The organism is Streptomyces sp. NPDC088785 (assembly GCF_044750685.1).
In the GTDB taxonomy this organism is placed as follows: Bacteria; Actinomycetota; Actinomycetes; order Streptomycetales; family Streptomycetaceae; genus Streptomyces.
This window is the reverse complement of record NZ_JBIVKH010000008.1, coordinates 287,687-307,958: the sequence shown is the minus strand read 5'-3', so window position 1 is coordinate 307,958 and position 20,272 is coordinate 287,687. Positions and strand designations below refer to the sequence as shown.

Below are 20,272 nucleotides of genomic sequence, written 5' to 3'. Positions count from 1 at the left end.
CATAGCCAGTTTGTTCGGTGGTTCCGGAGTCGAGCGGATTTCGGGAAGCTGTCGCTCTGTGAAATCCGGGCGTCGGGAAGGGCACGGAACTGGGGCCAGAATGGCCGGTATGAGTCCCATCTTTCGCCGGAACGAGAAGAAGAATCCAGCCGACCGGGTGGTCACGCTGATCGGGAAACCGGAGTGCCATCTGTGTGACGACGCACAGGAGGTGATCGAGAAGGTCTGCGCCGAGCTCGGCGCGTCCTGGGAGAAGAAGGACATCACCGAGGACGCGGAGCTGTACCGCCTCTACTGGGAACAGATCCCGGTCGTCCTCGTGGACGGGGCGCAGCACGACTTCTGGCGCGTGCAGGAGGAGCGGCTGCGGCGGGCGCTGACGGGCTGAGCGCGGGCCGGCCTGGGTGCGGGGCCGTCGCACACGTCACTGACCGACGAGTCCAAACGGCCCCGGAAGTCGCTTAGGATCGAGGGCGGTTTTGGTCTCGGGGGCGTGGATCGTAAGGAGTGTGTGCGGTTTTGCCCCCAACAGGTGAGCAACGAAGCTGCCTGCGCGCCGGTTCCACCGGAGCGCGCCGGGGGCGCGTGACCCCGGTCACGTTGGCCGGGCAAATCGGACACCATCTTTGTGCACGCGTTCACAAAGACATAGCCTGCATTCGACGGGGCGGTCTGGGAACGAACGGCCGCCTACAGCCCCGCTCTACCCGCAGGAGCACCGTGGCAACTGGCCGAACTCACCGACCGGCGACCCGCAGCCGAGGGATTCCCGAGGCCACCGTCGCCAGGCTTCCGCTGTACCTCCGAGCCCTGACCGCACTGTCGGAGCGCTCGGTGCCCACGGTCTCCTCCGAGGAGCTCGCGGCCGCGGCGGGGGTCAACTCCGCGAAGCTGCGCAAGGACTTCTCGTACCTCGGCTCGTACGGGACCCGTGGCGTCGGCTACGACGTCGAGTATCTCGTCTACCAGATCTCGCGCGAGCTGGGCCTCACCCAGGACTGGCCGGTCGTGATCGTCGGTATCGGCAACCTCGGCGCGGCGCTCGCCAATTACGGCGGCTTCGCCTCCCGCGGCTTCCGGGTCGCCGCGCTCATAGACGCCGACCCCGCGATGGCCGGCAAGCCGGTCGCCGGGATGGCCGTGCGGCACACCGACGAGCTCGAGAAGATCATCGACGACAACGGCGTCTCCATCGGCGTCATCGCGACCCCGGCGGGCGCCGCGCAGCAGGTCTGCGACCGGCTCGTCGCCGCCGGTGTCACGTCCATCCTGAACTTCGCGCCGACCGTGCTGTCCGTCCCGGACGGGGTGGACGTGCGCAAGGTCGACCTCTCCATCGAGCTCCAGATCCTCGCCTTCCACGAGCAGCGCAAGGCCGGCGAGGGCGCGCTCGACGCGGAGAGCCCCGCCGAGGGCGCCGTCGGCGTCGAGGGCCCGGCCGCCAAGGTCACCAAGCCCACCGCCGCGGCGGAGAAGAACCGCAAGGGACCCGACGGGGACGTGCCCGCCGTGATGCCGGCATGAGTCTCCTCGTCGTCGGGCTGAGCCACCGCAGCGCCCCGGTCAGCGTCCTGGAGCGGGCCGCGCTCACCGCGGACGCCCAGGCCAAGCTGGTCCAGGACACCCTCGCCGCCGAACCGGCCGCCGAGGCCGCGGTGCTCGCCACCTGCAACCGCATCGAGCTGTACGCGGACGTCGACAAGTTCCACGCCGGTGTCGCCGAGCTGTCGACGCTGCTCGCGCAGCACAGCGGAGTGGGGCTCGACGAGCTCACGCCCCATCTGTACGTGCACTATGAGGACCGGGCGGTGCACCACCTGTTCTCGGTGGCGTGCGGGCTCGACTCGATGGTCGTGGGCGAGGGCCAGATCCTCGGCCAGATCAAGGACACCCTCGCGCGCGCCCAGGAGCTGGCCTCCGCGGGCAAGCTCCTCAACGACCTGTTCCAGCAGGCGCTGCGGGTCGGCAAGCGGGCCCACTCGGAGACCGGCATCGACCGCGCCGGCCAGTCGCTGGTCACCTTCGGCCTCGAACAGCTCGCGCTGGGGCGGCCGGTGGCGGACTGGGCGGCCGGCAAGCGCGCCCTGGTCATCGGCGCCGGATCGATGTCGTCGCTGGCCGCCGCCACGCTGGCGCGCGCCGGGGTCGCCGAGGTCGTCGTCGCCAACCGGACCGCCGAGCGCGCCGACCGGCTCGTCGCCCTCCTCCGGGAGAACCACGGACCCGGCGCGCGCGGCGGCCTCGCCGCCCGGGCGGTCGCCATGGACGCGGTGGCGGACGAACTGACACGTGCCGACGTCGCCATCTCCTGCACCGGCGCCACCGGGCTGGTGCTGACCGGCGACGCGGTCCGCGCGGCCGTCGCCGGACGCACCCCGACCGCGGGCACCGACGTGCCCGCCGCCCCGGCCCCCGGCACGGGCCGGACCGTCGCCGACGCCGGTCCTGCCGAGGTGGTCCGCGGCGGGTTCTCCGTCGAGGGCGAGGCCGCCGTCGCCGGGATGGACGCCGCCGAGCTGGAGCAGCACGGCGCCTGGGTGGAGAACGCGCCGGGCCGCCGGGTGCAGCCCGCCGAGACCCCCGGGACGTCCGAGGCGGACGCCATCGCGGCGCTGGCCGCCGTGGGCCGCGTCCCGGAGATGCGCCGCGAGCGGGTCCCCGAGCCCGCGCGCGACGTCGCGCTGGCCCTGCTGGACCTGGCGATGCCGCGGGACGTCGACGCGGCCGCACACCGCATCGACGGGGTCCGCCTCGTCGACATCGAGTCCCTCGCCGACGCCTCCGCCGACGCCCCGATGGCGGCCGACGTGGACCAGGTGCGCACGCTGGTGGCCGAGGAGGTCACCGCGTTCGGCGCGGCGCAGCGGGCGGCGACCATCACGCCGACCGTGGTCGCGCTGCGCACCATGGCCGCCGACGTCGTGGCCGGTGAGATCGCGCGGCTCGACGGGCGCCTGCCCGGCCTCGACGGCAAGCAGCGCGCGGAGATCACCCAGACCGTGCGACGCGTGGTGGACAAGCTCCTCCACGCGCCGACGGTACGGGTCAAGCAGCTCGCCGCCGAGCCCGGTGGCGCCGGGTACGCGGACGCGCTGCGCACCCTTTTCGACCTGGACCAGGAGACGGTCGACTCCGTCTCCCGGGCAACCCCTCAAGACCGTGAATCCGCTACCGGCACGGCAGGCAAGAATCGAGGCCCGGCATGACCGCCGAGAGAGCACTGCGGCTGGGCACCCGGCGCAGCAAGCTCGCCATGTCCCAGTCGGGGCATGTAGCCGAAGCCGTACGGCAGTTGACCGGCCGCGAGGTCGAGCTGGTCGAGATCACGACGTACGGCGACACGTCCCGTGAGCACCTCGCGCAGATCGGCGGCACCGGCGTCTTCGTGACGGCGCTGCGCGACGCGCTGGAGCGGGGCGACGTCGACTTCGCCGTGCACTCGCTCAAGGACCTGCCGACCGCGCAGCCCGACGGGCTGGTGCTGGCGGCGCTGCCGCAGCGCGAGGACCCGCGCGACGTGCTGATAGCCCGCGACGGCCTGACGTTCACCGAACTGCCCGCCGGTGCGCGGGTGGGGACCGGATCGCCGCGCCGGATGGCGCAGCTGAACGCGTACGCCCGCAGCCACGGCATGCGCATCGAGACGGTGCCGATCCGCGGGAACATCGACACCCGTATCGGCTACGTCGAGAAGGGTGAGCTGGACGCCGTCGTGCTGGCGGCCGCCGGACTCAGCCGCATCGGCCGGAGCGCGGAGGTCACCGACTTCCTCTCCACCGACATCGTCCTGCCCGCCCCCGGCCAGGGGGCCCTGGCAGTCGAGTGCACCGCGACCCATGGTGAACTCGCCGCCGCGCTCGGCGAACTGGACGACCCGTTCACCCGGGCCGCCGTGACCGCCGAGCGATCCCTGCTCGCCGCCCTGGAGGCCGGTTGCAGCGCACCTGTGGGTGCGCTGGCCGACCTGCTGGCCGACGGGCAGATTGCCAACGAAATGCGCCTGCGCGGCGTCGTCGGCACCACCGACGGCTCCGAGCTGGTGCAGCTGACCACCACCGGTCCCGTGCCCTCGTCGGACGACGAGGCGCTGGCACTCGGGCGGGAACTCGCCGCCGAGATGCTGGCCAAGGGCGCGGCCGGTCTGATGGGGGAGCGAGCACTTTGAGCCCCACCACCGCTGAATCGACCGCCTGTGCACCGGGGCACGTCACCTTCCTGGGTGCCGGTCCCGGAGATCCAGGACTGCTGACCCTACGGGCCGTCGAAGCCCTGGCCCGGGCGGATGTGCTGATCGCCGAGCCCGAAGTGCTCGACGTCGTGCGCACGCATGCCAGGGCAGGCGTGACCGTCCTCGACTCGACGGGCGCGCCGGCGCAGCCGGGTCTCGCTGACGAGGCGTCAACTGCCGTCGCGGTCCCGGCTCTGAGGGACTGGGCCAATCTTGTCATGGAGGCCGCGCGGGGCGGCAAGCGGGTCGTGCGTGCGGTCACGGGGGACCCCGGGCTCGACACGTACGCGGCCGAGGAGATGCTGGCGTGCGCCGCGCAGGGCATCGGTTTCGAGGTCGTCCCGGGCATCGCCGCGGCCGTGGGCGTGCCCGCGTACGCCGGTGTGCCGCTGCGGGACGCCGAGGGCACCGACGTCCGGTTCGTCGACGCCCGTACCGCCTCCGACCGCTGCTGGACCGAGGTCGGTGCCTCCGACTGCACCGTCGTCGTGTCGACGACGCTGGACTCGGTGGCGGCGGCCGCGGGTGAGCTGGTCGCGGCCGGCCGCAAGCCGGACACCCCGCTGTCGGTGACCGTCGCCGGTACGACGACGCGGCAGAAGACCTGGTCGGCCACGCTCGGCACCATCGCGCAGACCTTCAAGCAGGCCAAGGTGCTGCCGTCGCCCGAGGGCAACCGGCCGGTGATAGCCGTGGTCGGGGAGCGCAGCGCCACCGCGCAGCGCGACCAGCTGTCCTGGTTCGAGTCGAAGCCGCTGTTCGGCTGGCGGGTGCTCGTGCCCCGGACGAAGGAGCAGTCGGCGGCCCTCTCCGACCAGCTGCGCTCCTACGGCGCGGTGCCGCACGAGGTCCCGACGATCGCCGTCGAGCCGCCGCGCACCCCGCAGCAGATGGAGCGGGCGGTCAAGGGCCTGGTCACCGGCCGCTACGAGTGGATCGCGTTCACCTCGGTGAACGCGGTGAAGGCGGTCCGGGAGAAGTTCGAGGAGTACGGGCTCGACGCCCGCGCCTTCGCGGGGATCAAGGTCGCCGCGGTGGGCGAGCAGACGGCGAACGCGCTGATCGCGTTCGGGGTGAAGCCGGACCTGGTGCCCAGCGGCGAGCAGTCGGCCGCCGGTCTGCTGGAGGACTGGCCGCCCTACGACCCGGTCTTCGACCCGATCGACCGGGTGTTCCTGCCGCGCGCCGACATCGCGACGGAGACGCTGGTCGCCGGGCTGATCGAGCTGGGCTGGGAGGTCGACGACGTCACGGCGTACCGGACCGTGCGCGCCTCGCCGCCGCCCGCCGAGACGCGGGAGGCCATCAAGGGCGGTGGGTTCGACGCGGTGCTGTTCACGTCGTCGAGCACGGTGCGCAACCTGGTGGGCATCGCGGGCAAGCCGCACAACGTGACGGTCATCGCCTGCATCGGCCCGGCCACCGCCAAGACGGCCGAGGAGCACGGGCTGCGGGTGGACGTGATGGCTCCCGAGCCGTCCGTCACCAAGCTGGCCGCCGCGCTCGCCGACTTCGGCACCCGGCGCCGGATGTCCGCCATCGAGGCGGGTGATCCGGTGACGCGGCCGAGCGAGCGGCGGCCGGGGGCGCGCCGCCGGCGGGCCGCGCCGTAGGCAGGGTTGCGGGGCGGGCACCCGGTTTCGGCCGGGTGCCCGCCCCGCCGCCTTTTCTTGAGTACGTGTAGGTACGTGTAGGTACGTAGAAGTACGTGTAGGTACGAGGTGACAGTGCAGTGACTCGGTACGGCTCTTTCCCCGGTTCCCGGCCCCGGCGGCTGCGGACGACCCCCGTGATGCGGCGCATGGTCGCCGAGACGCGGCTGCATCCGGCCGATCTGATCCTGCCCGCGTTCGTGCGCGAGGGGATCGACGCGCCGGTGGAGATCGGCTCGATGCCGGGCGTCCTCCAGCACACCCGCGACTCCCTGAAGAAGGCGGCGGCCGAGGCCGTCGAGGCGGGCGTCTCCGCGATCATGCTGTTCGGCGTGCCGCTGGAGGAGAAGAAGGACGCGGCGGGCACCGTGGGCACCGACGCCGACGGGATCCTCCAGGTCGCGCTGCGCGACGTGCGGGCCGAGGTCGGCGACGACCTCGTCGTCATGTCCGACCTGTGCCTCGACGAGTTCACCGACCACGGGCACTGCGGCGTCCTCGACGACCAGGGGCGCGTCGACAACGACGCCACGCTGGAGCGGTACGCCGAGATGGCGCAGGTGCAGGCCGACGCGGGCGCCCACGTGGTGGGTCCGTCGGGGATGATGGACGGTCAGATCGGGGTCGTCCGCGACGCGTTGGACCAGATCGGCCGCGAGGACGTCGGCGTGCTGGCGTACGCGGTGAAGTACTCCTCGGCGTTCTTCGGCCCGTTCCGCGAGGCCGTCGCGTCGTCGCTGCGGGGCGACCGCAAGACGTACCAGCAGGACCCGGCCAACGCCCGGGACGCGCTGCGGGAGTTGGCGCTCGACCTGGAGGAGGGCGCCGACATGGTGATGGTCAAGCCGGCCGGGCCCTACCTCGACATCCTCGCCAAGGTCGCGGAGGCCTCGGACGTGCCGGTCGCCGCGTACCAGATCAGCGGTGAGTACGCGATGATCGAGGCGGCGGCGCAGCGCGGCTGGATCGACCGGGATCAGGCGATCATGGAGTCGCTGACCGGGATCAAGCGGGCGGGCGCGGGCATGATCCTCACCTACTGGGCGACCGAGGTGGCGCGGCGCCTGGCGTAGGGGCCCGGGGCGGTTGCGGGACGGGGACCGCTCGGCCGCGGCGGCTTCCCCTCCGCGCCGCCGCGGCCGATCCCCGTGCGAGAAGGTCCTAGACGGGCTCGCCCGTGGCGTGGACGTTGTCCGTGGTGGCGTCGCCGCCGGTGGACTTGGCGGACGCCTTCAGCGGCTCGCTGGTGGCGTGCACGTTGAGGGTGGTGACGGCGGCGGGCTCGCCGGTGGCGTGCACGTTGTCCGTGGTGGCGTCGCCCCCGGTGGGCTCGTCGGTCGCGTGGACGTTGTCGGTCTTGTTCTTGTCGGTCATCTCGCTGTCTCCCCTGCAGAAAGGTACGAACGTCTCGCTCGGTGAAGAGCGAGATCCGCCCGGCAGCTCCCCCGTGGGCGGCCGGACGGATCTCGCGGCCGGATCACCCTAAAGGGCCCGGCTGTCCGCCGGTCCGTCTGCCCCCCGACACGACGGCCCGGCATAGGTCGAGAGTGCCGGTCGGCGATAAACGAACGATGAACGCGCGCTCCCGCCGGCCGGGCTCAGGCGGGCGCCGGCGCCAGCAGCGCGCTGACCTCGGCCGCTTCGGGGGCGTCCAGCGCCCGGAAGAGGTCGAGCGCCTCGCGCCAGCAGACCTGGGCGCGGTCGGGCTGGCCGATGCTGACCAGGGCCCGGCCGAGGACGGTGAGGACGTTGCCCCGCCGCCAGTCCCCGCCGATGCCGCGCAGCAGCGTCAGCGCCGTCTCGGAGTGGGCGGCGGCCTGTCCGGGGTGGCCGGCGGCGATGTCGACCTCCGCGAGGCGGAACAGGGTCATCCCCTCCCACAGCCGCTGCCGGCTGTCCCGGAAGACCCGCAGGGCCTGTTGCAGGCAGTCCCGGGCCTCGGCGAGCCGTCCGCTCTGGGTGAGGGCGAGCCCGAGCGCGTAGCGGCCGTTGGCGCCCTTCAGGTCGTGGCCCATCTCGTCGTACATCGCGGTGCCCTGCCGGGCGAGGGCGACGGCCTGCGCGGTGCGGGAGGTCGCCAGGTGGATGCGGGAGAGGTTGCACAGGGCGCTGGCCTCGCCGGGGCGGTCGCCGAGGGCGCGGAAGTCGGCGATCGCGCGGGTGAAGTGGGCCTCGCCCTCCTGGTGCCGGTTCTGGTAGAGGCAGACGACGCCGCTGATGTTGGCCGCCCAGCAGCCGGTCAGCGGGTCGTCGGCGGCGGCCGCCAGCTCGGCGGCCCGCTGCGCCTCCTCGAGCGCCACGGCGAAGCTGCTCCCGGAGATGTGGTGCACGAAGGCGAGTGCGGTGAGCGCGCGGGCCTCCACGTCGGGCGCGCCGTGCTCCTGGGCCGCGTCGCGCAGCAGGGCGGCGACGGCCTCGTACTCCTTGGAGTTGGCCCCCGACTCCGCCAGGTCGGTCGCCGCCCACAGGGTGTCGATGGCCCGCCGCAGGGTCCCGGGCCGCGCGGACTGGCGGACGCAGGCGAGCAGGCAGACCGCCTCGGCGTACAGCCAGTCCTGCGCGGCGCGCCGGCTCTCGAACGTCAGGCCCGGGTGGGCGGACGGGACGAGGTGGTCGACCAGCCGGTCGCCGGGGCGGTCGAGCAGGTAGACCCCGGAGACGGTGGAGAGGTAGAAGTCCAGGAGCCGGGAGAGCGCCGCGTCCCGGCCGGACGCGGGCTCCTCGTCGCGCTCGGCGCACGCACGCGCGTAGAGCCGTACGAGGTCGTGGTAGCGGTAGCGGCCCGGTGCCGCCGACTCCAGCAGGGACATGTCGACCAGCGACTCCAGCAGGTCCTCGGCCTCCTCGGCGGCCAGGTCGAGCACGGCCGCGGCCGCGGCCAGGGAGATGTCGGGACCGTCGGCGAGGCCCAGGAGGCGGAAGGCGCGGGCCTGCGCGGGCTCCAGCTGGCCGTAGCCGAGTTCGAAGGTCGCCTTCACGGCGAGGTCGCCGGCCTGGAGTTCGTCCAGGCGGCGGCGGCCGTCGGCCAGCTTCGCGGCGAGGACCGAGACGGTCCAGGTGCGGCGGGCGGCCAGGCGGGAGGCGGCGATGCGGATGGCGAGCGGCAGGAACCCGCACGCGGCGACCACGTCCAGGGCGGCCTCGCGCTCCGCGGCGACCCGCTCCTCGCCGACGATGCGGGTGAACAGCAGCAGCGCCTCCTCGGGGGACATGACGTCCAGGTCCACGAGGTGGGCGCCGGCCAGGCCGACCATCCGGACCCGGCCGGTGATCAGCGCCGCGCAGCCCTCGGTGCCGGGGAGCAGCGGCCTGACCTGCGCCGCGTCCCGCGCGTTGTCGAGGAGGACCAGGACGCGGCGGCCGTCCAGCGTCGAGCGGTACAGCGCCGCCCGCTCGTCCGGGGAGTCCGGGACGGCGGAGTCGGGGGTGCCCAGGGCGCGCAGGAACGAGCCGAGGACCGTCTCCGGCTCGGCCGCCCGGGGGCCGGAGCCCTGGAGGTCGACGTACAGCTGGCCGTCGGGGAAGGCGGCGCGGGCCGCGTGGGCCACGTGCACCGCCAGCGTGGTCTTGCCGACGCCGCCGATGCCGGCCACCGCCGAGACCGCCATGACGCCGCCCGCGCCGGTCTCCGAGGAGGCGGCGGCCAGGGCCTCGCTGAGCTCGCGGACGAAGTCGGCGCGGCCGGTGAAGTCGGGCACGGTCGCGGGCAGCTGGGCCGGGCGGACCGGGGCGGCGGCCGGTTCGGCGGCCGGCGCCGAGGGCTCGGCGAGGCCGGGGTCGGCGCGCAGGATGCGCTGCTGGAGTTCGGACAGGCCCGGGCGCGGGTCGACGCCCAGCTCGTCCGCGAGCAGGCGGCGGGTGTCCGCGTAGACGGCCAGCGCCTCCGCCTGGCGGCCGCTGCGGTACAGCGCCAGCATCAGCAGTTCGCGCAGCCGCTCGCGCAGCGGGTGGGCCGCGGTGAGCGCGGTGAGTTCGGAGACCGCCTCCGCGTGGCAGCCCTGCTCCAGGTCCATGTCGAGGCAGGCTTCGAGGAGTTGCAGGCGCCACTCCTCCAGGCGGGCGCGCTGGGTCTCCGCGTACGGGCCGGGGACGCCGGCGAGCGGCTCGCCGTCCCACAGGGCGAGGGCCCGGCGGGCGAGGGCGCGCGCCCGGCACAGGTCGCCGCTGTGGCGGGCCTTGTCGGCGTCCGCCCACAGGTCCTCGGCCACGGCGAGGTCGAGGGCGTCGCGCCGGGGGAGCCGGATCGCGTAGCCGCCGGAGTCGCTGGCGAGCACGCCCGGGTCCAGGATCTTGCGCAGCCGGGACGCGTAGGTGCGCAGCGCCGCGAGGGCCTGCGAGGGCGGTTCCTCGCCCCAGAGCGCGTCGATCAGCTCGGAGGCGGTCGCGGTGCGGCCCTCGCGCAGCAGCAGGGCGGCCAGCAGGGCGCGCTGCTGCGGGGAGCCCGCGGCCAGCGGCTCGCTGCCGCGCCAGGCGTGGACCGGGCCGAGCACGCCGAAGCGCAGGCCGGGTGCGGGCGCGGCCTGCGCGGCGTCCTCAGGCGTGCCGGACCGTCGCTGCTCCGGAACCCGCGGTCCACCGTCCATCGTCGCCGCCCCCTGCCGCACCAGCACCTGCTCGTCCCGTACTCCGCGCCGGTCTCCCGACGCCCCGGCCCTCGCTGTCCAAGCGGCGCGCCGTCGTCGGCACGGGCACCTCTGGGCAACTCCGCCAGTTTGCCTTGTTCATGGCGGATACGTCAGCCGCGGGAGACAGCCATCACAGACATCTCACGCGTACGACCCTCACCATCCGCGCAAATCCGTCCGACGTCAGCTAGCTGACGGGTCGTCAGATCGGCGCTACCGTGAATCCATGGAGACCACGGAGACCGCAAACACCCGAACCGCCCCGGAATCAGTCGACCTGCCGCGCATCATCTCCGTCGACGACCACACCGTCGAACCGCCCACCGTGTGGTCCGACCGGCTGCCGAAGAAGTTCGCCGACATCGGGCCGCGCATCGTCCGCGCGCCCCTGAAGGAGATGACCTTCCTGGGCGGGAAGTTCGCACCCGTCATGGGACGGCCGGGCGACGACGGGCCGATCGGCGACTGGTGGGTGTACGAGGACCTCCACCGGCCCCTCACCCGGCTGGACACCGCCGTCGGCTACGACCGGGACGAGATCAAGCTGGAGGTCATCACCTACGAGCAGATGCGGCCGGGGTCCTTCGACGTCCCCGCCCGGCTCGCCGACATGGACGTCAACCACGTCCAGTCCGCCCTGTGCTTCCCCACCTTCCCGCGCTTCTGCGGGCAGACCTTCACCGAGGCCCAGGACCGGGAGCTGGGGCTGCTCGGGGTGCGCGCCTACAACGACTGGATGGTGGAGGAGTGGTGCGGGCCGGCCGCCGCCGGGCGCCTGATACCGCTCACCCTGGTCCCGCTCTGGGACGCCGGGCTGGCCGCCGCCGAGGTGCGGCGCAACGCCGCGCGGGGGGTGCGGGCGGTCGCCTTCTCCGAGATCCCGCCGCATCTCGGGCTGCCCAGCATCCACACCGACGACTGGGACCCCTTCCTCGCCGCGTGCGACGAGACCGGGACCGTCATCGCCATGCACATCGGCTCCAGCAGCAGAATGCCGTCCACCTCGCCCGACGCGCCGCCCGCCGTCGGGTCCACCATCACCTTCGCCAACTGCTGCTTCTCGATGGTCGACTGGCTGATGAGCGGCAAGTTCGAGCGCTTCCCGAATCTGCGGATCATGTACGCCGAGGGACAGATCGGATGGATCCCGTACATCCTGGAGCGGGCCGACGTGGTGTGGGAGGAGAACCGGGGGTGGGGCGGGGTCGCCGACAAGGTGCGCAGGCCGCCGAGCGAGTACTTCGCCGAGCATGTCCACGGGTGCTTCTTCGACGATCCCTTCGGGCTGCGCAATCTGGACGCCGTCGGGGTGGGCAACGTGCTGTACGAGACCGACTACCCGCACTCCGACTCGACCTGGCCGAAGTCCCGGGAGGTCGGGGAGGCGCAGATGGGGCACCTCTCCGCGGAGGTCGTGGAGCGCATCGTGCGCGGCAACGCCATCGACCTCCTCGGGCTCACCCCGGAGGGGCTCTGGGATCCCTCGGGGCGCTGAGGGGGTTCTCCGGGGCGCCGAGGGGGGCCCGGGGCCCGTGCTGACGTCCGGGTCCTCCTCGGGGGTTGTCTGACGGTGTGTCAGGTATGAGGATGAGGGCGTTCGCATGTGACGACCCGTCAGGTCTGGGGACTAGGGGGTTCGGATATGGGGCGGCTCGCCTATGGGATGCAGCTTCCTGTTCAGTCGCAGAGCACCATGTACGCCGAGAGCTGGGAGGCGGGGGCCGGGGCCGGGGAGCTGGTGGACGTCGCACGGGCCGCCGACCGCGCCGGGTTCGACTACATCGCCGTCTGCGACCACGTCGGCATCCCGCGCCGGCTGGCCGACGCCATGTCGACGACCTGGTACGACCCGGTGGCCACGCTCTCCTACCTGGCCGGGGTGACCGAGCGGACCCGGCTGCTCAGCCACGTCGCCGTCGTCGCGCTGCGCCACCCGCTGCTCTCCGCCAAGCAGTACGCGACCCTGGACCACCTCAGCGGCGGCCGCCTGGTCCTCGGGGTCGGGGCCGGGCACGTGCAGGAGGAGTTCGAGGCGCTCGGCGTCGACTTCGCGCGGCGCGGGGCCCTCCTCGACGAGACCGTCGACGCGCTCAGGGCGGCGCTCACGCAGGAGGAGTTCCCCTCGTACAAAGGGGAGTTGTTCCAGTTCGAGGGGCTGGGGCAGAAACCCAGGCCCGCCCAGGCGCGGGTCCCCGTCTGGGTCGGCGGCTCCTCGGGTCCCGCCGTGCGGCGCGCCGCGCTCAAGGGTGACGGATGGCTGCCGCAGGGCGACCCCCGCGACGAGCTGGCCGAAAAGATCGGGACCGTCCGGCGGCTGCGCGCCGAGGCCGGCATCGAGGCGCCCCTGACCATCGGGGCCATCGCCGAGCCGCTCTACGTGGGCGCCGCCTCCTGGCACCTCGGGCGGCGCACGCTCAGCGGCCCGCCGCAGGAGCTGGCGGAGTCGCTGCGCGCGTACGCGGCCATGGGCGTGGACCAGATCCAGGTGCGCTTCCGCAGCCGCGGCCGGACCGAACTCGTCGACCAGATCGCCGCCTTCGCGGACGGCGTGGCACCCCTACTCGACTGAGGAGCACAGGACATGGGCAAGCTCGACGGGCGCGTCGTTCTCATCACGGGTGCGGCGCGCGGGCAGGGCGAGAAGGAGGCGCGGCTGTTCGCCGCCGAGGGGGCGCGGGTCGTCGTCGCCGACGTGCTCGACGACCTGTGCGAGGCCGTCGCCAAGGACATCGGGGCGAACGCCCTCGCCGTCCACCTCGACGTCGGCCGGGAGGAGGACTGGGCCGCCGCCGTACGCGCCGCCAAGGACGCCTTCGGGAAGATCGACGGGCTGGTCAACAACGCGGGCATCCTGCGCTTCAACGAACTGACCAGCACCCCGCTGGAGGAGTTCCAGCAGATCGTGAACGTGAACCAGGTCGGCGCGTTCCTCGGTATCAGGACCGTGGCCCCCGAGATCGCCGCGGCGGGCGGCGGCTCGATCGTGAACACCTCCTCGTTCACCGGCCTGACCGGCATGGCGCTGGTCGGCGCGTACGCCGCGAGCAAGCACGCGATCATCGGCCTCACCCGGGTCGCCGCCCTGGAGCTGGCGGCCGGGGGGATCCGCGTCAACGCCGTCTGCCCGGGCGCCATCGACACCGCCATGAGCAACCCCGCCCAGCTCGATCCGGGCGGCGACATCCAGGCCGGCACCGAGGCGCTCGACGGGCTCTACCGCAAGCTCGTGCCGCTCGGCCGGGTCGGCAGGCCGGAGGAGGTCGCGCGGCTCGCACTGTTCCTCACCGCCGAGGAGGACTCCGCGTACATCACCGGCCAGCCGTTCGTCGTCGACGGCGGGTGGCTCGCCGGGGTCAGCATCCTGTAGCCGGACGTCGTCTGACGAGGCGTCAGGTATTGACGCTCGCAGGGCGCGGTGGAACAGTCATCCCATTCGATCTGACGGATCGTCAGAAACTGACGAGGACGGTGAACCTCCTTGGAATTCGGGCTCTTTGTACAGGGATACGTGGGCAAGCAGGCGCTGACCGACCCCACCGCCGAGCACCGCGCGCTCATGAACGAGACCGAGTACGTCATCCAGGCGGACAAGTCCGGCTTCAAGTACGCCTGGGCGTCCGAGCACCACTTCCTGGAGGAGTACTCGCATCTGTCGGCCAACGACGTGTTCCTCGGGTACCTGGCGCACGCGACCGACCGCATCCACCTCGGCTCCGGCATCTTCAACCCGCTGGCCCAGGTGAACCACCCGGTGAAGGTCGCCGAGAAGGTCGCCATGATGGACCACCTCAGCGAGGGGCGGTTCGAGTTCGGCAGCGGGCGCGGCGCCGGCAGCCACGAGATCCTCGGCTTCATCCCTGGTGTGACCGACATGAACTACACCAAGGAGATCTGGGAGGAGACCATCGCCGAGTTCCCCAAGATGTGGCTCCAGGACGAGTACGTCGGGTTCCAGGGCAAGCACTGGTCGCTGCCGCCGCGCAAGATCTTCCCCAAGCCGTACGGATCGTCGCACCCCGCCATGTGGTACGCGGCCGGGTCCCCGCCCAGCTATGCGATGGCGGCCAGGAAGGGGCTCGGCGTCCTCGGCTTCAGCGTCCAGAAGGTCTCGGACATGGAGTGGGTGCTGGAGCAGTACAAGACCGCCATCCAGGACGCCGATCCCATCGGCGACTTCGTCAACGACAACGTCATGGTGACCTCCACCGCGATCTGCGCCGAGACCCACGACAAGGCCGTCGACATCGCCGTGGGCGGCGGGCTCAACTACCTCCAGTCGCTCGTCTTCCGCTACCACGACACCTTCCCGCGGCCCGAGGGCATCCCCGAGTGGCCCGAGGTGCTGCCCGAGTACAACCGGGAGATCATCGAACTCCTCATCGCCGAGGAGCTGATGATCTGCGGCGACCCCGACGAGGTGCTGCGCCAGTGCAAGCGCTGGGAGCAGGCCGGGGCCGACCAGCTCTCCTTCGGGCTGCCCATCGGGATCTCGCACGAGGACACGCTCAACACGGTCAAGCTCATCGGCGAGCACGTGATCCCCGAGATCGACACCGATCCGGTGCACCGGACGACGCGGTTCCGGGGACAGGCCGGGGCCTGACCCGCCAAGCCGCCCCGGTTCTCCTCCTCCCGGACAGGAGAGCCGGGGCCCTGTCGTGGCCACCGCCACCCGGCTCCCGCCCGCACCCCGCTCCCCGGTCGCCGGAGGAGCCGGTCGCGGGCTGCGAGGGGCCCGATTCCGCCAGGCCGAACGAGGGAGGAGCAGGGATGCTCGACCACCTGATCAAGGGCGCGACCGTCGTCGACGGGACCGGCGCCCCCGCCTACGTCGCCGATGTCGGCATCCGCGACGGACGCATCGCCGTCATCGCCGAGGCCGGAGCCGTCACCGAGGAGGCGCGGACGAGCGAGGACGCCTCGGGGCTCGTGCTTGCCCCCGGGTTCGTCGATCCGCACACGCACTACGACGCGCAGCTGTTCTGGGACCCGTACGCGACGCCCTCCCTGAACCACGGCGTCACGACGGTCGCGGGCGGCAACTGCGGCTTCACCCTCGCCCCGCTGAACCCCGCGCGGCCGGACGACGCCGACTACACGCGGCGGATGATGTCCAAGGTCGAGGGGATGTCGCTGGTCGCCCTCGAAGAGGGCGCGCCCTGGACGTGGAACTCCTTCGGCGAGTACCTCGACGCGCTCGACGGGCGGATCGCCGTCAACGCCGGGTTCATGGTGGGGCACTGCGCGCTGCGCCGGTACGTGATGGGGGCGGACGCCGTCGGCGGGCAGCCCAGCGAGCGGCAGCTGGACGCCATGCTCGCGCTGTTCCACGACGCCATGGACGCGGGCGCCTGGGGCCTGTCCACCACGCAGTCGTCCACGCACTCGGACGGCGACGGCGCGCCGGTCGCCTCGCGGCACGCGCTGCCCGCCGAACTCATCGCGCTCAGCCGGGCGGTCGGCGAGCACGAGGGCACCCAGATCGAGGCGATCGTCGCCGGCTGCCTCGACCGGTTCAGCGACGCCGAGATCGAGCTGTTCGTCGAGATGAGCGCCGCCGCCGGCCGCCCGCTGAACTGGAACGTGCTGACCATCGACGCCGCCGTCCCCGACCGCGTGCCGCGCCAGCTGGAGGCGAGCGAGCGGGCCCGGCGGGCGGGCGGCCGGATCGTCGCGCTGACCATGCCGATCCTGACCCCGATGAACATGTCGCTCGGCACCTTCTGCGCCCTCAACCTGATCCCGGGCTGGGGCGAGATCCTCGGCCTGCCCGTGGACGAGCGGATCGAGCGGCTCGCCGACCCCGAGGTGCGCGCGGAGATGCTGCGCCGCGCCGACAGCGAGGAGGCCGGCGTCTTCCGGCGGCTCGCCGACTTCGGGCGGTACGTCATCGGGGACACCTACACGGAGGCGAACGAGGGGCTGACCGGGCGCGTGGTGCGGGACATCGCGGCCGAGCGCGACCAGGAGCCGTTCGCGTGCCTGGTCGAGATCTGCGCCAACGACCGGCTGCGCACCGTCCTGTGGCCGATGCCGACCGACAACGACCCCGACTCGTGGGCGCTGCGCGCGCGGACCTGGGAGCACGAGGACGTGCTGCTGGGCGGCTCCGACGCGGGGGCGCACCTGGACCGGATGTGCGGGGCGCCGTACACGACCCGGTTCCTCGGGGACTGTCTGCGCGGGCGCGGTCTCGTCGGCCTCGAACAGGCCGTCAAGATGCTGACGTCCGACCCCGCCGAGCTGTTCGGGCTGCGCGAGCGCGGGCGGCTGCACGAGGGCTTCCACGCCGACCTGGTCCTCTTCGACCCGCAGGCCGTCGACGCGGGCAAGGCCACCCTGGTGCACGACCTGCCCGGCGACAGCCCCCGGCTGGACTCCCGGGCCATCGGCATCACCGCGGTGTGGGTCAACGGCGTCGAGGCCATCCGCGGCGACGTCGTCACCGGCGCCGTGTCCGGCAAGGTGCTCCGCTCGGGGCGGGACACCCGGACGGTGAGCACCAAGTGAGCGCCGTGGACGGCAGGCTGTTCATCGGGGGCGAGTGGGTCGAGCCCGACGGCGGCACGTACGAGGTGCTGGATCCGGCGAGCGAGCGGGTCGTGGGCGCCGCGCCCGAGGCGTCGCGGCGGCAGGTGCACGACGCCGTGCGGGCCGCCCGGGACGCCTTCGGGCCGTGGTCGCGGACGGCGCCGCGGGAGCGGGCGGCGATCCTCGACCGGGCGGCCGACCTCATGCAGCGCGACTTCGCGGCCCACGCCGAGCTGGCGCAGGCCGAGAGCGGGGCCACCACCGGGACCGCCCGCGGGATGCAGGTCGGCGTCGGCATCGCGCGGTTCCGGCGGTACGCGGCCGGCGCTCTGGAACCCGTGGAGGAGGGGCTGGCGCCGCAGATCAACGAGGCCGGGCCGATGGGCCGGGCCGCGGTGGTGGGCGCGCTCGCGGTGCGCCAGCCCGTCGGGGTCGTCACCTGCATCACCTCGTACAACAACCCGTGGGCCAATCCGGCGGGCAAGGTCGCCCCGGCGCTGGCCATGGGCAACACCGTCGTGGTGAAGCCGGCCCCGCAGGATCCGCTCTCCGTGTTCCGGATGGCGGCCGCGCTGGAGGAGGCCGGGGTGCCGCCGGGGGTGGTGAACGTGGTCGGCGGGGCCGCCGTGGACGTCGGGGAGGCGGCCGTCGACGCGCCGGACGTCGACATGGTCAGCTTCACCGGGTCCACGGCCGTCGGGCAGCGCATCGGCGAGGTGTGCGGGCGGTCCATGAAGCGGCAGCTGATGGAGCTGGGCGGGAAGGGCGCCGCGCTCGTCTTCGGCGACGCCGACCTGGACGCGGCCGTCGCCGGGATCGGCACGACGTACGCCTTCTACAGCGGGCAGATCTGCACGGCCCCGACCCGGGCGCTCGTGCACCGCTCGGTGTACGACGCGTTCGTCGACCGGCTCGCCGCCTACATCGGGTTCCTGAAGGTCGGCGACCCGCGGGAGCGGGGCACCGTCGTCGGGCCGGTCATCTCGGCGGCGCACCGCGAGCGCGTGGAGGCGTACGTGGAGCTGGGGCGCAAGGAGGGGGCGACGGTCGTCGCGGGCGGGGAGCGGCCCGCCGGGCCCGGCACGGACACCGGCTTCTACGTGGCGCCGACCCTGCTCGCCGGGTGCACCAACGACATGCGGGTGGTGCGCGAGGAGATCTTCGGGCCGGTCGTCACGGTCGTCCCCTTCGGCGGGGCGGGGGCGGGCGACGAGGACGAGGCGGTGGCGCTGGCCAACGACTCCGCCTACGGGCTCATCGACTACGTGTGGACCGGCGACGTGGCCCGCGGCTTCCGGGTCGCGCGGCGGCTGCGGGCCGGCGGGGTCGGGGTGAACACGGTCGGGCGGAACATGGAGGCGCCGTTCGGCGGGTTCAAGCGCAGCGGGGTGGGCCGGGACGTCGGCTCGTACGCGCTGCACGCCTACAGCGAGATGCAGTCGATCGTGTGGCCGGGGTGACGTGACCCAACCGTCACGGGAAATTTTCGAACAGGGCAAATCGGACCCGGCTGCGATTACCGAATATCGGACGCCGGGCCGATCGCCTTGCAAAGTGAGGCTAGAGTGGCGAGGTCGGCCCTTAACCCTTAGGTCGTTGCCCGAATTGCCCATGGATCATTAAGAGCCCATGGCGTGACGAATCCCGCCAGATGTGGAAACCGCAGGATTTAACGTCCTGTTCATGACTCAGCTGGACGCGCGGCCCCGGGCGGGCACAGGGAAGGGCGAGGGCAAGGGCCTCGGCGGGAACTCCGTCGGGCTGCTCGGCAGCGCCGTCATCGGCGTCTCCACCGTCGCGCCCGTCTACTGCCTCACCTCGACCCTCGGCTCCACCGCCGGCGAGGTCGGCCTTCAGATGCCCGCCGTGTTCCTGGCCGGTTTCCTGCCGATGCTGCTGGTCGCGTTCGCGTACCGGGAGCTGAACAAGGTGATGCCGGACTGCGGCACGTCCTTCACCTGGACCGTGAAGGCCTTCGGGCCGCGCGTGGGCTGGATGTGCGGCTGGGGCCTGGTGATCGCCACGATCATCGTCCTGTCGAACCTGGCCGGCGTCGCGACCTCGTACTTCTGGCTGCTCGCCGGGGAGATCACCAACAACTCCGCGGTGGCCGGCCTCGACGACGACAAGGCCGTCCACATCGTCACCTGCCTGGTCCTCATCGCCGCCGCGACCGCGATCAGCTACCGCGGGATGACCGCCACCAAGGGCGTCCAGTACACGCTGGTCGGCCTGCAACTGGTCGTGCTCGCCGTCTTCGTCGCGATGGCGGTGTCCAAGGCGGGCTCGGCCGGCTTCCCGACCTCGGTGCCGTTCTCCTGGTCCTGGCTCAACCCGTTCTCGGTGCAGTCCTTCGGCGCGTTCACCGCCGGGCTCTCCCTGTCCATCTTCATGTACTGGGGCTGGGACACCTGCCTGACCGCCAACGAGGAGACGATCGGCTCGGACCGCACGCCCGGCCGCGCCGCGCTCATCGCGATGGTCGTCCTCGTCGGCTCCTACCTGGCCACCGGCGTCGCCGCCCAGATGATCGTCGGCTCCGGGGGGAAGGGCCTCGGCCTCGCGAACCCAGAGACCTCCGACAACGTCTTCGCGGCGCTGGCCGGACCGGTGATGGGCCCCACCCTGGGCATCCTGCTCTTCCTCGCGGTCCTCGCCTCGGCGGCGGCCAGCCTCCAGACCACGTTCATCCCCGTCGCCCGCACCGTCCTCGCCATGTCGACGTACGAGGCGCTCCCGGCCTCCTACGCACGGGTCCACCCGCGCTTCAGGACACCGGGCCGCGCCACCGTCACGGCGGGCGTGGCCACGGCCGTCTTCTACACGGCCATGACGCTCGTCTCCGAGCACGTCCTGGTCGACACGATCTACGCGCTCGGGCTCATGATCTGCTTCTACTACGCCCTCACGGCGTTCGCCTGCGCCTGGTACTTCAAGGCCGAGCTGCGCTCCTCGGTCCGCGACCTCGCCTTCAAGGGCGTCTTCCCGGCCCTCGGCGGGCTGCTGCTGTCGGCGGTCTTCGTGAAGACCCTGGTCGACATGTGGAACCCGGCGTACGGCTCCGGCTCGTCGGTGTTCGGCGTCGGCTCGGTCTTCGTCATCGGCGTCGGCCTGCTGCTCGTCGGCTTCGTGATCATGCTGGTGATGAGCCGCCGCAGCCCGGCCTTCTTCCGGGGCGAGGTGCTGAACCGCCAGACCGAGGTGCTGGTGGTGGAGGAGTAGCGGGGCGGCGGATC

At 72.6% G+C, this 20,272-nt stretch carries 15 protein-coding genes; 13 read left to right on the top strand and 2 right to left on the bottom strand.

All coding sequences use genetic code 11. The annotated features are described in order from the left end of the window. Positions 1 to 109: 109 nt before the first annotated feature. From ACIP5K_RS23345 to hemB, 6 genes are all read left to right on the top strand, one after another. Positions 110 to 388, top strand: coding sequence for a glutaredoxin family protein (locus ACIP5K_RS23345; protein WP_401412261.1), 279 nt, complete (start codon positions 110 to 112; stop codon positions 386 to 388). A 332-nt stretch (positions 389 to 720) separates the two neighbouring features. Continuing rightward, positions 721 to 1,524, top strand: a complete 804-nt coding sequence (locus ACIP5K_RS23340) for a redox-sensing transcriptional repressor Rex (protein WP_401412260.1) — start codon at positions 721 to 723, stop codon at positions 1,522 to 1,524. Next, positions 1,521 to 3,206, top strand: a complete 1,686-nt coding sequence (locus ACIP5K_RS23335) for a glutamyl-tRNA reductase (protein WP_401412258.1) — start codon at positions 1,521 to 1,523, stop codon at positions 3,204 to 3,206. Before ACIP5K_RS23340 ends, ACIP5K_RS23335 begins: the two co-directional genes overlap by 4 nt. Further along, on the top strand, positions 3,203 to 4,165 hold the full coding sequence (hemC, locus tag ACIP5K_RS23330) for a hydroxymethylbilane synthase (RefSeq protein WP_401412257.1): 963 nt from the start codon (positions 3,203 to 3,205) through the stop codon (positions 4,163 to 4,165). The genes ACIP5K_RS23335 and hemC overlap by 4 nt, the downstream gene beginning before the upstream one ends. Further along, positions 4,162 to 5,841 carry a uroporphyrinogen-III synthase gene (locus ACIP5K_RS23325; protein ID WP_401412255.1) on the top strand — a complete coding sequence of 560 codons (1,680 nt, stop codon included), beginning with the start codon at positions 4,162 to 4,164 and terminating at the stop codon, positions 5,839 to 5,841. Before hemC ends, ACIP5K_RS23325 begins: the two co-directional genes overlap by 4 nt. 119 nt (positions 5,842 to 5,960) lie before the next feature. Continuing rightward, a complete protein-coding gene (gene hemB / locus ACIP5K_RS23320) occupies positions 5,961 to 6,953 on the top strand; it encodes a porphobilinogen synthase (RefSeq protein WP_401412253.1) in 993 nt (330 codons plus the stop codon). Between the two features lie 88 nt (positions 6,954 to 7,041). Here the strand turns inward: hemB and ACIP5K_RS23315 are convergent, their stop codons facing one another. Together ACIP5K_RS23315 and ACIP5K_RS23310 are read right to left on the bottom strand one after the other, a co-directional pair. Beyond that, positions 7,042 to 7,254 (bottom strand): hypothetical protein, encoded by a 213-nt coding sequence (locus ACIP5K_RS23315; protein ID WP_401412252.1) that lies wholly within the window; start codon positions 7,252 to 7,254, stop codon positions 7,042 to 7,044. A 224-nt stretch (positions 7,255 to 7,478) separates the two neighbouring features. Further along, entirely contained in the window at positions 7,479 to 10,463 is a 2,985-nt protein-coding gene (locus tag ACIP5K_RS23310) for an AfsR/SARP family transcriptional regulator (RefSeq protein ID WP_401412250.1), read from the bottom strand. 268 nt (positions 10,464 to 10,731) lie between these two features. On the opposite strand from ACIP5K_RS23310, the gene ACIP5K_RS23305 reads away from it, so the two are divergent. The 7 genes from ACIP5K_RS23305 to ACIP5K_RS23275 all read left to right on the top strand — a co-directional run bounded on the left by ACIP5K_RS23305 (position 10,732) and on the right by ACIP5K_RS23275 (position 20,258). Next, complete coding sequence (locus ACIP5K_RS23305; RefSeq protein ID WP_401412249.1) at positions 10,732 to 12,000, top strand: amidohydrolase family protein; 1,269 nt, start codon at positions 10,732 to 10,734, stop codon at positions 11,998 to 12,000. 168 nt (positions 12,001 to 12,168) lie between these two features. Continuing rightward, the gene (locus tag ACIP5K_RS23300; protein ID WP_401412247.1) at positions 12,169 to 13,074 is read left to right on the top strand and encodes an LLM class F420-dependent oxidoreductase; all 906 of its coding nucleotides are present in this window, start codon (positions 12,169 to 12,171) and stop codon (positions 13,072 to 13,074) included. A gap of 12 nt (positions 13,075 to 13,086) precedes the next feature. After that, entirely contained in the window at positions 13,087 to 13,872 is a 786-nt protein-coding gene (locus ACIP5K_RS23295; RefSeq protein ID WP_401412245.1) for an SDR family NAD(P)-dependent oxidoreductase, read from the top strand. Positions 13,873 to 13,983: 111 nt separating this feature from the next. Further along, a complete protein-coding gene (locus ACIP5K_RS23290; RefSeq protein ID WP_401412243.1) occupies positions 13,984 to 15,108 on the top strand; it encodes an LLM class flavin-dependent oxidoreductase in 1,125 nt (374 codons plus the stop codon). A gap of 167 nt (positions 15,109 to 15,275) precedes the next feature. Continuing rightward, a complete protein-coding gene (locus ACIP5K_RS23285) occupies positions 15,276 to 17,015 on the top strand; it encodes an amidohydrolase family protein (protein WP_401412241.1) in 1,740 nt (579 codons plus the stop codon). Then, on the top strand, positions 17,012 to 18,496 hold the full coding sequence (locus tag ACIP5K_RS23280; RefSeq protein WP_401412240.1) for an aldehyde dehydrogenase family protein: 1,485 nt from the start codon (positions 17,012 to 17,014) through the stop codon (positions 18,494 to 18,496). Before ACIP5K_RS23285 ends, ACIP5K_RS23280 begins: the two co-directional genes overlap by 4 nt. 223 nt (positions 18,497 to 18,719) lie before the next feature. Continuing rightward, a complete protein-coding gene (locus tag ACIP5K_RS23275) occupies positions 18,720 to 20,258 on the top strand; it encodes an APC family permease (RefSeq protein WP_401412238.1) in 1,539 nt (512 codons plus the stop codon). Positions 20,259 to 20,272: the final 14 nt, after the last annotated feature.

Bases quoted from the DNA above. Each gene is read 5' to 3' on its own strand.
- ACIP5K_RS23345 (WP_401412261.1), top strand. From the start codon at position 110: ATGAGTCCCATCTTTCGCCGGAACGAGAAGAAGAATCCAGCCGACCGG.
- ACIP5K_RS23335 (WP_401412258.1), top strand. From the start codon at position 1,521: ATGAGTCTCCTCGTCGTCGGGCTGAGCCACCGCAGCGCCCCGGTCAGC.
- hemC (WP_401412257.1), top strand. From the start codon at position 3,203: ATGACCGCCGAGAGAGCACTGCGGCTGGGCACCCGGCGCAGCAAGCTC.
- ACIP5K_RS23315 (WP_401412252.1), bottom strand. From the start codon at position 7,254: ATGACCGACAAGAACAAGACCGACAACGTCCACGCGACCGACGAGCCC.
- ACIP5K_RS23310 (WP_401412250.1), bottom strand. From the start codon at position 10,463: ATGGACGGTGGACCGCGGGTTCCGGAGCAGCGACGGTCCGGCACGCCT.
- ACIP5K_RS23305 (WP_401412249.1), top strand. From the start codon at position 10,732: ATGGAGACCACGGAGACCGCAAACACCCGAACCGCCCCGGAATCAGTC.
- ACIP5K_RS23300 (WP_401412247.1), top strand. From the start codon at position 12,169: ATGCAGCTTCCTGTTCAGTCGCAGAGCACCATGTACGCCGAGAGCTGG.
- ACIP5K_RS23295 (WP_401412245.1), top strand. From the start codon at position 13,087: ATGGGCAAGCTCGACGGGCGCGTCGTTCTCATCACGGGTGCGGCGCGC.
- ACIP5K_RS23285 (WP_401412241.1), top strand. From the start codon at position 15,276: ATGCTCGACCACCTGATCAAGGGCGCGACCGTCGTCGACGGGACCGGC.
- ACIP5K_RS23275 (WP_401412238.1), top strand. From the start codon at position 18,720: ATGACTCAGCTGGACGCGCGGCCCCGGGCGGGCACAGGGAAGGGCGAG.